This is a genomic window from Gemmobacter aquaticus (assembly GCF_007859075.1).
Classification (GTDB): domain Bacteria; phylum Pseudomonadota; class Alphaproteobacteria; order Rhodobacterales; family Rhodobacteraceae; genus Gemmobacter; species Gemmobacter aquaticus.
Genome location: NZ_VOAK01000011.1, coordinates 678,661 through 691,419 on the forward strand (window position 1 = coordinate 678,661; position 12,759 = coordinate 691,419).

14 protein-coding genes are annotated in these 12,759 nt (G+C 64.3%); 6 read left to right on the forward strand and 8 right to left on the reverse strand.

Annotated features, from left to right (window positions below; all coding sequences use genetic code 11):
- Positions 1-647: 647 nt before the first annotated feature.
- The 3 genes from FQU74_RS05360 to FQU74_RS05370 all read right to left on the reverse strand — a co-directional run bounded on the left by FQU74_RS05360 (position 648) and on the right by FQU74_RS05370 (position 3,969).
- Positions 648-1,271 (reverse strand): hypothetical protein, encoded by a 624-nt coding sequence (locus tag FQU74_RS05360; protein WP_146285387.1) that lies wholly within the window; start codon positions 1,269-1,271, stop codon positions 648-650.
- Complete coding sequence (locus tag FQU74_RS05365; RefSeq protein WP_146285388.1) at positions 1,268-2,866, reverse strand: peptide chain release factor 3; 1,599 nt, start codon at positions 2,864-2,866, stop codon at positions 1,268-1,270. Before FQU74_RS05365 ends, FQU74_RS05360 begins: the two co-directional genes overlap by 4 nt.
- Positions 2,867-2,955: 89 nt before the next feature.
- Positions 2,956-3,969 carry a Hint domain-containing protein gene (locus tag FQU74_RS05370; protein WP_229704318.1) on the reverse strand — a complete coding sequence of 338 codons (1,014 nt, stop codon included), beginning with the start codon at positions 3,967-3,969 and terminating at the stop codon, positions 2,956-2,958.
- 210 nt (positions 3,970-4,179) lie between these two features.
- Between FQU74_RS05370 and FQU74_RS05375 the strand changes: the two genes are divergently transcribed.
- Complete coding sequence (locus tag FQU74_RS05375; RefSeq protein WP_146285389.1) at positions 4,180-4,959, forward strand: SDR family oxidoreductase; 780 nt, start codon at positions 4,180-4,182, stop codon at positions 4,957-4,959.
- Positions 4,960-5,050: 91 nt separating this feature from the next.
- A complete protein-coding gene (locus FQU74_RS05380; protein WP_146285390.1) occupies positions 5,051-6,139 on the forward strand; it encodes an ABC transporter ATP-binding protein in 1,089 nt (362 codons plus the stop codon).
- Here the strand turns inward: FQU74_RS05380 and FQU74_RS05385 are convergent.
- Together FQU74_RS05385 and FQU74_RS05390 are read right to left on the reverse strand one after the other, a co-directional pair.
- Positions 6,036-6,827 carry a helix-turn-helix transcriptional regulator gene (locus tag FQU74_RS05385; protein ID WP_146285391.1) on the reverse strand — a complete coding sequence of 264 codons (792 nt, stop codon included), beginning with the start codon at positions 6,825-6,827 and terminating at the stop codon, positions 6,036-6,038. The genes FQU74_RS05380 and FQU74_RS05385 overlap by 104 nt on opposite strands.
- 33 nt (positions 6,828-6,860) lie before the next feature.
- Complete coding sequence (locus tag FQU74_RS05390) at positions 6,861-7,229, reverse strand: hypothetical protein (RefSeq protein WP_146285392.1); 369 nt, start codon at positions 7,227-7,229, stop codon at positions 6,861-6,863.
- Positions 7,230-7,393: 164 nt separating this feature from the next.
- Here FQU74_RS05390 and tatA point away from each other — a divergent pair, with 164 nt between their 5' ends.
- The 4 genes from tatA to FQU74_RS05410 are packed head-to-tail and all read left to right on the forward strand — an operon-like array spanning position 7,394 to position 9,845.
- Positions 7,394-7,615, forward strand: coding sequence for a twin-arginine translocase TatA/TatE family subunit (gene tatA, locus FQU74_RS05395; RefSeq protein ID WP_146285393.1), 222 nt, complete (start codon positions 7,394-7,396; stop codon positions 7,613-7,615).
- Positions 7,616-7,660: 45 nt separating this feature from the next.
- Positions 7,661-8,110: a Sec-independent protein translocase protein TatB gene (gene tatB / locus FQU74_RS05400; RefSeq protein WP_146285394.1), complete on the forward strand. Its 450-nt coding sequence runs from the start codon at positions 7,661-7,663 to the stop codon at positions 8,108-8,110.
- Positions 8,107-8,991, forward strand: coding sequence for a twin-arginine translocase subunit TatC (tatC, locus tag FQU74_RS05405; protein ID WP_146285395.1), 885 nt, complete (start codon positions 8,107-8,109; stop codon positions 8,989-8,991). Before tatB ends, tatC begins: the two co-directional genes overlap by 4 nt.
- Entirely contained in the window at positions 8,988-9,845 is an 858-nt protein-coding gene (locus FQU74_RS05410; protein ID WP_146285396.1) for an ATP-binding protein, read from the forward strand. Before tatC ends, FQU74_RS05410 begins: the two co-directional genes overlap by 4 nt.
- A gap of 75 nt (positions 9,846-9,920) precedes the next feature.
- On the opposite strand, the gene FQU74_RS05415 is transcribed toward FQU74_RS05410, so the two are convergent.
- The 3 genes from FQU74_RS05415 to surE all read right to left on the reverse strand — a co-directional run bounded on the left by FQU74_RS05415 (position 9,921) and on the right by surE (position 12,699).
- A complete protein-coding gene (locus FQU74_RS05415) occupies positions 9,921-11,168 on the reverse strand; it encodes a M23 family metallopeptidase (protein WP_188781563.1) in 1,248 nt (415 codons plus the stop codon).
- A gap of 68 nt (positions 11,169-11,236) precedes the next feature.
- A complete protein-coding gene (locus FQU74_RS05420) occupies positions 11,237-11,914 on the reverse strand; it encodes a protein-L-isoaspartate(D-aspartate) O-methyltransferase (protein ID WP_146285397.1) in 678 nt (225 codons plus the stop codon).
- Entirely contained in the window at positions 11,911-12,699 is a 789-nt protein-coding gene (gene surE / locus FQU74_RS05425) for a 5'/3'-nucleotidase SurE (protein WP_146285398.1), read from the reverse strand. The genes FQU74_RS05420 and surE overlap by 4 nt, the downstream gene beginning before the upstream one ends.
- Positions 12,700-12,759: the final 60 nt, after the last annotated feature.

Consider the following 12,759-nt stretch of genomic DNA (forward strand, 5'->3'; position numbering starts at 1 on the left):
CGCAGAGGAATTCAAGGGACGCGGCATCCGGGCGTCCCGGCGTCTTCGCGGTGGGAAAATCCGTAAGGAAATCCACCCATGCTCTGCGCGGTTAGCTGAAATGGGCCCCCGCGTCAAGGCTTTGGCGGAAATACCCCTGTGAATGCGCCCGAAACGATGGGGCATTGTTGCCAAAGCAGAGACGGCGTTGGCTGAAAGGCCGTGTCGTGGTATCATATTGTATTCAATTTTTATGTGAGTCCTTTGCCATGTATTATTCTGTATCTGTGGCCGTTCTGGCCGCTCTTCTCGCTTTGCCGGTCGAAACATCGCTCGCCTCACCTGTGGGGAACCACGAGGCGACAGCGGTATACTTGCGGTCATCGAGCGAAAACCGGCGCTATGCCCTTTGGCTGGAGCCTGCTACCCCCGGTTGCGCGGTGACCGCACACGCCATCACCCAGAACGGGAAAGTCCGGGCGCGGGCTGTGCCGGGCCTCGGTGTGCTTTTGCGCATCGGTGCGGGGTTTGCGCCGGGCCTGCATCGTCTCGACCTGCGCAGTCCGGGCTGCGATCGCCCGCCACGCGTGCTCCGACAGGTTGTCCTGGGCAGGCAAGGACCGGATCCTGGCTGGCGGGGCAATGCTCTGATGCCTGCGCGCTGAGGCCTAGTTTCCGCTCAGGCTGGTATGGGGCTGCGCCGCGTATCCGGCTGCCAGAACGCCCAGTGTCGGGCGTGGCGTCAGAACCTGCACGAGCGTATCGGGGCTGGGCACTGCGGGGGCGTAGCCTTGCGCGCCCCAGCGATGCAGCGCGCCGTGCCACACCAAGGCGGGAGCATTGCTATCGGGGTGCAGGATCATCGCGCCATCGGGCAAGGTTCTGGCCCGTGCCAGATGGCGAACTTGCGTTCGTGACCGCGACTGCACGCGCGCCTTATGCAGGACAGCGTCCATCTCGGGCGCCGAGGCGATCGCTCCATGCGCGCGCGACCAGGCGCCGCGGAAGGCGAGGTAATCGTCCCGGCGACACTCGGCGCAGGGGCGATGGCCTGCCGCAAGCGCCGTCGGCTCGTCGAGGAAGAAGAGCTCGGTATAGGCGCCAGGCGACATGGGCACACGCTGGCGCCCCTTGAAGCGCAGGACACAGCAAATCCAGGCCTTGTGCCGCCAGCGCGCCACTCCGAGCTGGCGGTTTTCATCATGCAGGATTCCGCGGTTTCCCATCCACTCGCCCCGATACGGCAGCGCCGTGATCTCGCCAGTGGGAAGGACGCGGTTCTGCAGGGTCAAACCATCATCTCTTTCGTGGCGCCCAGCTTCAGTTCCGGGTGGTCGCGCTCGACGCGGTCAATGTCCCATTTCAGGCGCGTCAGGTAGACCACATCGCCGTCATGGTCATAGGCGATGTGGCCCTTGTTCACGTTGATGAACTTCTCCACATCCGCCTTCGCGCCCGAAACCCAGCGGGCCGAGGTGAATTGCGAAGGCTCAAAGCGCACGGGCAGCGAATATTCCTGCTCGATCCGGCTGGCCAGCACCTCGAATTGCAGGGCGCCCACGACGCCAACGATGAAGCCCGAGCCGATCATGGGCTTGAAAACCTTGGCCGCGCCTTCCTCGGCGAACTGCATCAGCGCCTTTTCCAGATGCTTGGCCTTCATCGGGTCGCCCGCGCGCACACCTTGCAGCAGTTCGGGTGCGAATGAGGGGATGCCGGTAAAATGCAACGTCTCGCCCTCGGTCAGGGCATCGCCGATGCGCAATTGGCCGTGGTTCGGAATGCCGATGATGTCGCCCGCCCAGGCCTCTTCGGCGAGCTCGCGGTCGGCCGCGAGGAACAGCACCGGGTTCGACACGGCGAGCGGCTTTTTCGTGCGCACATGGGTCAGCTTCATGCCGCGCTCGAAATGGCCCGATGCCAGACGGACAAAGGCCACGCGGTCGCGGTGTTTGGGGTCCATATTGGCCTGCACCTTGAAGACAAAGCCAGTGACGGCCTCTTCTTCGGCGCTGATCTGGCGTTCGGCGGCCTTCTGGGGTTGCGGTTCGGGGCCGAATTCGCCCATGCCGTCCATCAACTCTTTCACTCCGAACGAGTTGATGGCCGAGCCGAACCAGATCGGCGTCATATGGCCTTCAAGGAAGGACTGGCGGTTGAAGGCAGGCAAAAGTTCGCGCGCCATTTCAATTTCTTCGCGGAACTTCTGAAGCAGATCGGCCGGAACGTGATCGGCAAGCTTCGGATCATCGAGACCGTTGATCGCAATGGATTCGGCCACCTTGTTACGGTCGGCGCGATCCATGATCTCCAACCGGTCATGCAAGAGGTCATAGGCACCGATGAACTCGCGCCCCATGCCGATGGGCCAGCTGGCCGGGCAGACGTCGATGGCGAGGTTTTCCTGGATCTCGTCGATGATCTCGAACGTGTCCCGGCTTTCGCGGTCCATCTTGTTGCAGAAGGTCAGGATCGGCAGATCGCGCAGGCGGCAGACCTCAAACAACTTGCGGGTCTGGCTTTCCACGCCCTTGGCCCCGTCGATCACCATGATGGCGGCATCAACCGCCGTCAGTGTGCGATAGGTGTCTTCGGAAAAGTCGCTGTGGCCGGGCGTGTCGACCAGATTGAAGCGGTAATGCCGAAAGTCGAACGACATGGCCGAGGCGCTGACGGAAATGCCACGCTCCTGCTCCATCTTCATGAAATCCGACCGCGTGCGGCGGGCTTCGCCCTTGGCGCGGACCTGACCGGCCATCTGGATTGCGCCCCCGAACAGCAGGAACTTTTCGGTCAGAGTCGTCTTGCCAGCGTCGGGGTGCGAGATGATCGCAAAGGTCCGGCGGCGGGCGATTTCAGGCGGGAGGGTCGGGCGATTGTCCAGCATGGGCAGGCCATAGCCCGGACGGCGGTTTTTCGCAATGGCCGGGCAGGGGCTTTGCGGACGGTGCGTTGCAGAACCCTGATCGGTGTCGTTCAGGCCCGCGCGCCGCTGCCCTTGCCCAAACGGGCTGGCAGGCCGGGATTAAGCGGGCGTTGAGGCTCGGTGCCCAGATGCTGCGTCTGCCGCAAGCCGGGGAAGTGCGCCCGCACGCCTGTTGCAATTTCGCCCGGAAGGCGCTCCAGCACCGCATCTGTGACCAACAGGCTTTCGACGGGAACCCCCTCGGCATAGATGATCTCGTGGCCGTCGAACACCAGAGAGAAGTAGTCGACGAAGCCACCCTCGCGCCGGAAGATCATATCCTCGTCGATCAGGTCGCGGGCCTGTATCAGAACCTCTGCCGTCGTGACGCCGGGCAGGCGGTCGCGTTGATAGAGAAACAGCCGGTGATGCTGGCTCAGCACCAGATCGCCCGCGTTGCCAAGTGTGCCCGCCGAGATGACCACGGGGGCCAGCGCCCCGATCGCCCGCAACGTGGCCCGCCCGATCCAGCGGACGGCTTGCGGTCCGTGGTCGCGGGTCAGAACCAGATCGCCGGTCCGCAGGTGTTCGATGGCGCGCAATGTGCCGTCCGCCATGGTAATGCGAGTGCCATGACCGAAGCTGACGCAGATCGGGTCGATGTTCGGCGCGGCAGAGAGGGCGTCGGCCGCCTCGACCTGCAAGAGTTGATAGTCAACACCAGCCGCAATCGGCGAGAGCGGTAGCAGGAACAGCCGAGGCTCCGGCCAATCCGCTGTGATCATCGAAAGCTCGATGCGCGTGCCATCGTCGGCCATCAGCGTGTAGCGGGCAATGGCGCCCAGAAGCTCACCCACGCGCCCGATATCAGACCCCTCCGCTGCAATGGCCTGACCGTCCACCCATGCCAGGCAGAGGCGCAACCCCGCCGCAGACCGGTCAAGCTGGTAGATATCGCCCACGCAGACATCGTCGGGGCCAGCCAGAGCATCGCCTTGATTCACCCCGTGGCGCACGCGCATGGAATGGGCGGGATAGGCCCGGCCATTGCGTCCTTGCGCTGCGCCCTTGTTGCGTTGCCCCATCAGTCAATCCGCAGGAGAGTAATTTGATCACGTTCCATTACGATATCTAGACCCCGTACATGTTTAAGAACAGTGCATCTTGTGCCTGATATGCAGAATATTTGGCATTTCGCCCCCTGTGCACGCGCCCGAGGGCCAAAGACGGGTCCTTTCGCAGCTTCCGCCCATCCGCTAGGCTTTGGCCCGAGTCAGGACATAAGGGGCGAAGCGATGGATCTGGGCATTCGTGGGAAGCGCGCGTTGGTTTGTGCAGCGTCAAAGGGGCTGGGCCGGGGGTGCGCCGAGGCGCTGGCCGAGGCGGGCGTGGCGCTAGTTCTGAACGCACGCGGCGCCGAAGCGCTTGAGGCGACCGCCGACGCGATCCGCCAGAAGTTTGGCGTGCCGGTGACCACCGTCGCCGCCGATATCACGACAGAGGCGGGGCGGGCCGAAGTGCTGGCAGCAGCGGGGGACGTCGACATTCTGGTGACAAACGCAGGCGGGCCCCCGCCGGGGATGTGGAGCGATTGGGATCGCGACGATTTCATCCGCGCCCTTGACGCCAACATGCTGACTCCCATCGCGCTGATGAAGGCCCTGCTGCCCGGCATGATCGCGCGCGGATGGGGGCGGGTGGTTAATATCACCTCCGCTTCTGTCCGCTCGCCTGTACCGATCCTCGGCCTGTCCAACTCGGCGAGGGCGGGGCTTACGGGCTATGTCGCCGGGACCTCGCGTCAGGTGGCCCCGTTCGGCGTGATCATCAACAACCTGCTGCCCGGCATCCACGACACCGACCGCGCGGAATCACTCGACCGTGGAGTGATGGCGGCCGAGGGCGTCAGCATGGAGGAGGCGCGCAAGGCGCGGATGCAGACCATTCCGGCCCGCCGCTATGGTCAGCCCTCGGAGTTCGGCGCGGCTTGTGCCTTCCTCGCCTCGCAGCACGCGGCCTTCATGGTGGGGCAGAACATCCTGCTCGATGGCGGCGCCTTCAACGCAACCATGTAGTTGGCGGCGATCAGGCCCCATGCCTTGTCCCCCGAGTCTTGCTCCCGGCAGGGTCGGCTGTTAGGCAGGGGCCGTTGAAAATCTCTGGTGGATGAACGTGGCGCAGCCCCGGCTTCAGGTGCAGTCCTTGACGCGCAGCTTCGGCGGCAGGGCAGTTGTGAACGCCGTCTCGCTTGAGATCGCGGCGGGGCAGGTCACCTGCCTGCTAGGCCCGTCAGGCTGCGGCAAGTCGACGACCTTGCGCATGATCGCGGGCGTCGAGATGCCCGATTCCGGGCGCATCGTCATTGATGGGCAAGAGGTTTGCGGGCCTGCGCGAATCCTGCCACCCGAGGCGCGCGGCGTGGGGCTGATGTTTCAGGACTTCGCGCTGTTCCCGCATCTGACCGTGGCTGAAAATGTAGGCTTCGGCCTGCGCGGGGATCGCACAGAGCGCGGCCGACGTATCGGCGAGCTGCTCGAGAAAGTGAACCTTTCGGGCTATGGGGAAAAGCACCCGCACCAGCTTTCCGGGGGCGAGCAGCAACGGGTCGCCCTTGCGCGGGCGCTGGCGCCAAAGCCCCGCGTCATGTTGATGGATGAGCCGTTTTCAGGGCTGGACAACCGGCTGCGCGACGGTATCCGCGATACGACGCTTGAACTGCTCAAGGCCGAGGGCACGGCCGTGCTGCTGGTGACGCATGAACCGGATGAGGCGATGCGCATGGCCGACGAGATTGCCCTGATGCGCGGCGGGCACATCGTGCAAAGCGGCTCTCCCTACAACATCTACACCCGCCCCGCAGATCGCGCGGCGGCGGCATTCTTCAGCGATGTCAACGTGATACGCGGCGTCTCTCGGGGCGCGCTGACGCAGACACCCTTTGGCGATTTTCTGACCCCCGGCCACGCCGATGGTGCGGATGTGGAAATCGTGATCCGGCCGCAGCACCTCAAGATCGACTTTGACCGCAATGGTCGCGGGCCGAACCCGACGCCGCTGGATGGCACGCCTGCGCGCGGGACGGTTCTGCGCTCGCGCTTTCTGGGGCGCGAGAGCCTTGTCGAGTTCGCCATGGATTTTGAGGGCGCGCGCCTTAGCGCAGCCGTGCCGGGGGTGTTCCTGCCCCGGCCGGGGACGGTTCTGTGGCTGATGATCCGGCGGGATCGCTGCTTTGTCTTTCCGGCGCAGCGCCACTGACCCCGGTTTCCCCTTCGCCAGCCGCAATCCGTGCGCGGTAATCGGCAAGCCCGCGACCGGGCTCATCGGGGAATTGTTCGGCGGTGTCGGTCAATGCGGTGATGCGGTCCACCCGGAACGCCCGGAAATCGCCGCGGGCCTCGCACCAGGCGGCCAGCGTCCAGACCCGCCCCCAGAATTCCAGCTGCAAGGGGCGGATGTCGCGGTGCGTCTCGTTCCCCTGCATGTCGATATAACTGATGGCGAGCCGTCGCCGTTCGCGGATCGCCGCCCGGATCATCGGCAGGTGTGGCGCCGCACGCTGAGTCTCGGACCCGGTGAACACGAAAAGATCGTCGGGCTCGTCCTGCGGCGCGGTGGGCAGGACCGATCCGATCTTGCCTGCAAGGCTGCGCGCCGCGCGGGCAAGTCCGGGATCAGCACCCTCGGACACCAGCCGCACGCCAAGGCGCAGGGCCTCCATCTCGGCGGATGTCAGCACCATGGGGGGCAGGGTGATGGGCGCGCGCAGGATGTAGCCTACACCGCGCTCGCCCTCGACCGGCAGGCCTGACGCCATAAGGGTCGCCATGTCGCGCCAGATGGTTCGGACCGAAACCTCAAGAGTTTCGGCCAGTTCCGAGGCACGGTGCAGCCGCCCGTCGCGCAGGAGTTGAATAAGGTCGAACAGGCGGTCGGTGCGGCGCATGATGGCCAAGGCTGCGCGACCGCCCGCCGCGCGTCAACCGTCCATCGACCAGAAGACCTGCTGATGCGACAACTCGATGCTGCTGACATCGATTGCTGCCATGAAGGGCGCGAATTCGGCCGCCTGCATCACGGCAGTCGCCGCCGCGCGGGCGCAGGCGGCACTCTGCCAGATCACGAAATCCGTCCAGACGCCGCTATCGGCACGAATAAGGTAGCGCGCCAGAAAGCCCGACTGGGCGCGGACCAGGCCTTCTGTCGCGCGCGCTGCAGAAATAAATTCTGTATCGTCAATGCCTTGGTGGATACGAAAGCTGACGACCTCGGCGATTGCCGTGGGGGGCGTGCCGCGGGCGGAATCAGCCGGGGCCATGATGATCGGTGGCGGGAAAGGGAAACGCATGGGAACCTCTATTGTCTGTGCGAGGCCCCTTTCTGCCAGAGGGCAACTGACATATAGCTGTCAGCAACATGGCCCTGACTTGCTGGCAACGCATTGCGCTGCTGGACCACAGGTTTAGGTTGCCGCAATGACGGGGGCGGGATGCCCCTCGGATGGAGAAAGACATGGGACGTTTTGGACCGCTGGAAATTCTGATCATTGCCGTCGTGCTTCTGGTTCTGTTCGGGCGCGGCAAGATTTCGAACCTGATGGGTGAGGTGGGCAAGGGCATCACCGCGTTCAAGAAGGGCGTGAAAGATAGTGCGACCGAGATTGAGGCCGCTTCCGCCGATACCGCAAAGGACGTAACGCCGAAGGTGCAAGACGCCGACAAGGACAAAGTCTGATTGCGTCCGACCTGACCTGCAACTGCGACGGAAGCGAGACTGCCAATGCTGGATATCGGCTGGAGCGAGTTGATCCTGATCGGGATCGTGGCCCTGATCGTGGTGGGCCCCAAGGACCTGCCACGCATGTTCCACACTCTTGGACGCTTCACCGGCAAGCTGCGGGCAATGGGGCGTGAGTTCCAGATGGCGATGAACGATGCTGCAAAGTCCTCGGGCCTTGATGAGGTGCGCAAGGACATGAACGACATCGTCTCCAAAAAGAACCTCGGGCTCGATGCGCTGGAGACGGCGGCCAAGCGGTTTGAGACGTGGGATCCGACGCGCCCGACCACGCCCGCAACAGCAAGCGCTGCGGTTGCAGCGGCATCTGCGGCGGCAGCGGCCGAAGCCACTGCCGATGAAATTGCGGCGGACGAGGCCCTTGGCCTGCATGAGACGGAAAAGCCCCTTCCCCCTGCAAGCGGGGCGGCCCCGGCAAAGAGTGACACATGACCGAAGACACCATCGACGATACCGCCGCGCCCCTGATCGAGCATCTTGCGGAACTGCGCCGCCGGCTGATCTGGTCGGTGTTGGCCTTTATCGTGGCGATGTTCGCCGTCTATCCATTTGCAATGCAGGTCTTCAATTTCCTGTCGCATCCGATTTGTCGTGCGCTGGCCGAGACCGGGCAGAACTGCCTCTTGCAGCTGATTTCTCCCCAAGAGGGGTTCTTCGTCGCCATCAATATCTCCCTCTTCGGCGGGCTGTTCCTCGCCTTTCCGGTGATCGGCTTCCAGCTATGGCGTTTTGTTGCGCCGGGGCTCTACCGGTCGGAAAAGAACGCGATGCTTCCCTTCTTGCTCGCATCGCCGGTGATGTTCTTTCTGGGCGCTGTTTTCGCCTACTACGTCGTGCTGCCGATGGCTTTCGGCTTCTTCCTCACGTTCCAACAAATGGGACAAGAGGCGGCGAACGTAGTTGCGAATGCTCCTGGCTCTGACGTCGCGACCCAAGGAACAGCCGCGGCTGGCGAGGCGCCTATTCCCGGCATTGTGTTTCAGGGATCTGCACAGGAATACCTTGGCCTGACGATGAAATTCGTGCTGGCCTTTGGTCTGTGCTTCCAGCTTCCGGTTCTGCTGGTGCTTCTTGGCAAGGCCGGGATCATCAGTTCGCACGGGCTGACCGCCATGCGCAAATATGCCATCGTCGCCATACTGGTTCTCGCCGCAGTCGCGACACCGCCCGATGTCATGAGCCAGGTCATCCTCTTTGCGGCGGTTTACCCCCTCTATGAGGTGTCGGTCATCCTGATCCGTATGATCGAGAAGAAGCGTGAGGCGCGGCTGAGGGCGGAAGGCCTGTGGGAAGACGAGGAGGAGGCGGAATGACCGGCCCCGACACGGCGGATGCGTTGATCCGCATTGCCGAGGCGCTGGAACGCCTGTCGCCGCCCCCGCCGCCCGTGCCTGATGTCAGCGCGGCGGGGGCCTTCATCTGGCACACGAACCCTGACCGGCTTGAGCCGGTCGAGCGGGTCTCTCGCGTGGATCTATCGCTCTTGGTGGGCGTGAACCGCGCCCGCGACACGCTGATGGACAATACGCTTCACTTTGCGCAGGGGCTGCCCGCGAACAATGCGCTTCTGTGGGGCTCGCGCGGGATGGGGAAGTCGAGCCTCGTGAAGGCTGTTCATGCCGCGATCCGTGAGAAAGGGCATGACCTGAAACTGGTAGAGCTCGCGCGCGAGGATTTGCCCTCGGTCGGGCGGCTGCTCAATGTCTTGCGCGACCGGCCAGCCCAGTTCGTGCTGTTTTGTGATGACCTGTCGTTCAGCCATGATGACCAGCATTACAAAAGCCTCAAGGCAGTGCTGGATGGCGGGATCGAGGGGCGCCCGGCCAATGTCATCCTCTATGCGACGTCGAACCGGCGGCATCTGATGCCACGCGACATGATCGAGAATGAACGCTCCACCGCCATCAGCCCGTCCGAGGCAGTCGAGGAGAAGGTCTCGTTGTCGGACCGGTTCGGACTGTGGCTGGGATTCCACCCCTGTACGCAGGACGACTATCTGGCCATGATCGATGGCTACTGCGCCGCCCATGGCGTGACGGTCGATCCGGCAGTTCTACGGGCCGAGGCCATCGAGTGGCAGGCCACGCGCGGCGCGCGTTCTGGGCGCGTCGCGTGGCAGTTCTTCACCGATCTGGCCGCCCGGCATGGGGTTCAGGTTCAGGGCTGAAGCCTGCGGGAACGGTGGACATGAAAAAGGCCGGGCATCAGCCCGGCCTTTTGTTTCTTACCAATACCCGTGAGCTTACTGCAGGTACTTCATCGGGTCGACCGAATCGAAGCCTTGGCGCACCTCGAAATGAACGAAGGCGGGGTTGCCGGTGCGCACCTTGGCGATGGGTTGGCCTCTCTTGACGGTTGCGCCCTTGGCGACGGTCACGCCATCGATTCCGCCATAGACGGTCAGAAGGTTGTCGGCATGGCGGATCACGACGATCGGTACGCCCTCGGTGTTTTTGGTGATGGCCGCGACGGTGCCATCGCCTGCGGCTGCGACCGAAGCCCCGGCCGAGGCGCCGATGTCGATGCCGTCGTTCTTGCCCTTGCTGTAGGGGCGGATGATCTGCCCGCCCACGGGCATGGCAAGCTTGCTGCTGCTGGCGGCTGTGCGGCTTGCGCCCAGATCGGCCACAGGCTTGGCCGCAGGGGCCGCTGCCGCAGGGGCAGAGGTCGCGACGGGCGGCTCATCCTTGGTTGGCAGGGGTTTTGCGGCAGATGGCGGAACCGGTGTGGGTGATCCGGTGCCGGGCGCAGTGGTTACAGCAACCGGCGCCGGGGCGGGTGCCGCCGCAGCCGTCTTGACCGGGATCAGCAGATACTGGCCTTCACGCACCGTCAGGTTGGCATCGAGGCCGTTCCAGTCCGCCAGATCCTTGGCCGAAATATTGTAGGCGCGGGCAATGGTATACGCGGTTTCGCCGCGCTTGACCTGATGGCGCGCCGGTTCGACGCCGGGGGCCTGATTGCTGGCATCGGGGCCTTTCTGCCAGCCGTTCGGTGTGGGCGTCGTGGTGCTGGCCTTGTTGATCGCGCCGCCAGCAACGCTGGCCACATCGACCGAGCCCTGACGGATCGGTGTTCCAACAATGGCGCCGGTTCCGGTTGCCGTGGGCGCCGGTGCAGATTCGGCCACGCGACGGGGCAGGGCCAGAACCTCGCCCTCACGCAGGGTATTGGTGGGCTGAATTGCATTGTAGCGCGCCAGTTCCCCTGCATCGACACCGACACGCGCGGCAAGCGTTGCGACCGTGTCATTGCGCTGCGCGACCGCCACCTGATAGCCGGGATAGGATATGACGCCGCGGGCGTCCGGCGCCGGGCGGCTTGCCACGGCATTCAGCGCCGCATCGGCAGTGGAAACATCCCCGGGCCGCAGATCCCAGTCGAACGGCTTCATGCCGCCGCCCTGGCCGCATGCGCCCAGAAGCGCCAGCGTCGTTCCGATACCCAGAAGGCGCAGGCCGCCTTTGGCCTTGAATGGTGTTGGATGCATCGCTCCGCCTCGATCCTGCCCGGTTCGATCCGGGTCATTCGGTTACGCTTCATATTGTGCGCAACTGGCTACTCGGACGCAAGCCCTTCGATCAGGGGAACGAAGCGGACCGGGCGCAATTCCTCGTAGTCAAAACCTGTGTCGGTCCGCGTGACCTTGATCAGGCTTTGCACGGCGTCCGACTGGCCGACCGGCAGCACCATGACGCCACCGGCCTTCAATTGCGCCAACAGCGGTCCGGGCGGGTCTTCGGCGGCCGCGGTGACGATGATCTTGTCAAAGGGCGCCTGCTCGGGCCAGCCGAAGCTGCCGTCGCGTGCCAGTGCCGTGATGTTGGTAAGCCCAAGGGTGCGGAACAGGTCAGCCGCCTCGCGCACCAGCCGCTTGTGGCGATCAACCGTGTAGACCCGCCGTGCGAGATGGCTGAGGATCGCCGCCTGATAGCCCGAGCCTGTTCCAACCTCCAGCACCACGTCGCGGGGTTGCACGTTCAGCGCCTGCGTCATCAATCCAACGACCGAGGGTTGGCTGATCGTCTGGCCGCAGGCGATGGGCAGGGGCATGTCCTCATAGGCGCGGTCGGCAAAGATACCGCGCACGAAATGGCCGCGATCGATCCGCTCCATCGCGGTCAGGACGCGGGCATCCGTAACACCGCGTGAGCGCAGGGCAAAAAGGAAACGCATCTTGCGCTCGGCCAGATCGCCGGTCGGGTCAGAAGGCTGATCCGGACCGGTTGTTGTCATGCCAGTGCCGCCTCCAGCGCAGGTAGCACGTCATGCGCGGTCAGGTCCGCCCGCATCGGCGTGACCGAGATCCAGCCTTCAAGGTTGATGGCGGCGTCGGTGCCGGGGGCGGTTGGGGTATGCTGCGGGCCACCCTTGATCCAGAGGAACCGGCGGCCTGCGGGCGAAATCTGGGGCACCGCCGAAAAGCCGGTGTCGCGCCGGAACCCCTGCGGGGCGACGCGATGGCCCTTGACCGAGGCTGCGGCGACCGGCGGGAAGTTGATGTTGTAGAACAGCCGGTAATCGGCCTCGGGCTGCCAGAGGTTCGATGACAGGATCGCCCGCACCACAGCCGGGCCATGGTGGCGCGCAGCCTCGAACGGATCGGTAAGCTCGGCGGTCTCTGGCCCCATGAACTGCGACAGCGCCATCGCGGGGATGCCTTGCAGGGCTGCCTCCATCGCGCCGCCGATCGTGCCGGAATAAAGCGTGTTCTCGGCCGCATTATTTCCGCGGTTCACGCCAGAGAGCACCAGATCGGGACGCGCCCCATCCAGCACGTCATAAAGCCCCGCCAGAACGCAATCGGCCGGGCTACCCTCGGCGGCGAAGCGGCGGTGATCGAGCTTTGCAATCATCATCGGGCGGCTGTAGCTGATGCAATGGCCGACGCCCGATTGCTCGAAAGCGGGCGCCACGGTCCAGACCTCACCCTCGGGGCCGGCGATCTCTTGCGCGATGGCGTGCAGCGTCTCGAGGCCAGGTGCGTTGATCCCGTCGTCATTGGTGATGAGAATGCGCATTTGGTCCCCTCCGTGCGGTTGATCCCTGATTAGTCGAGCCCGCGCCGCCCGGCAAGCGCG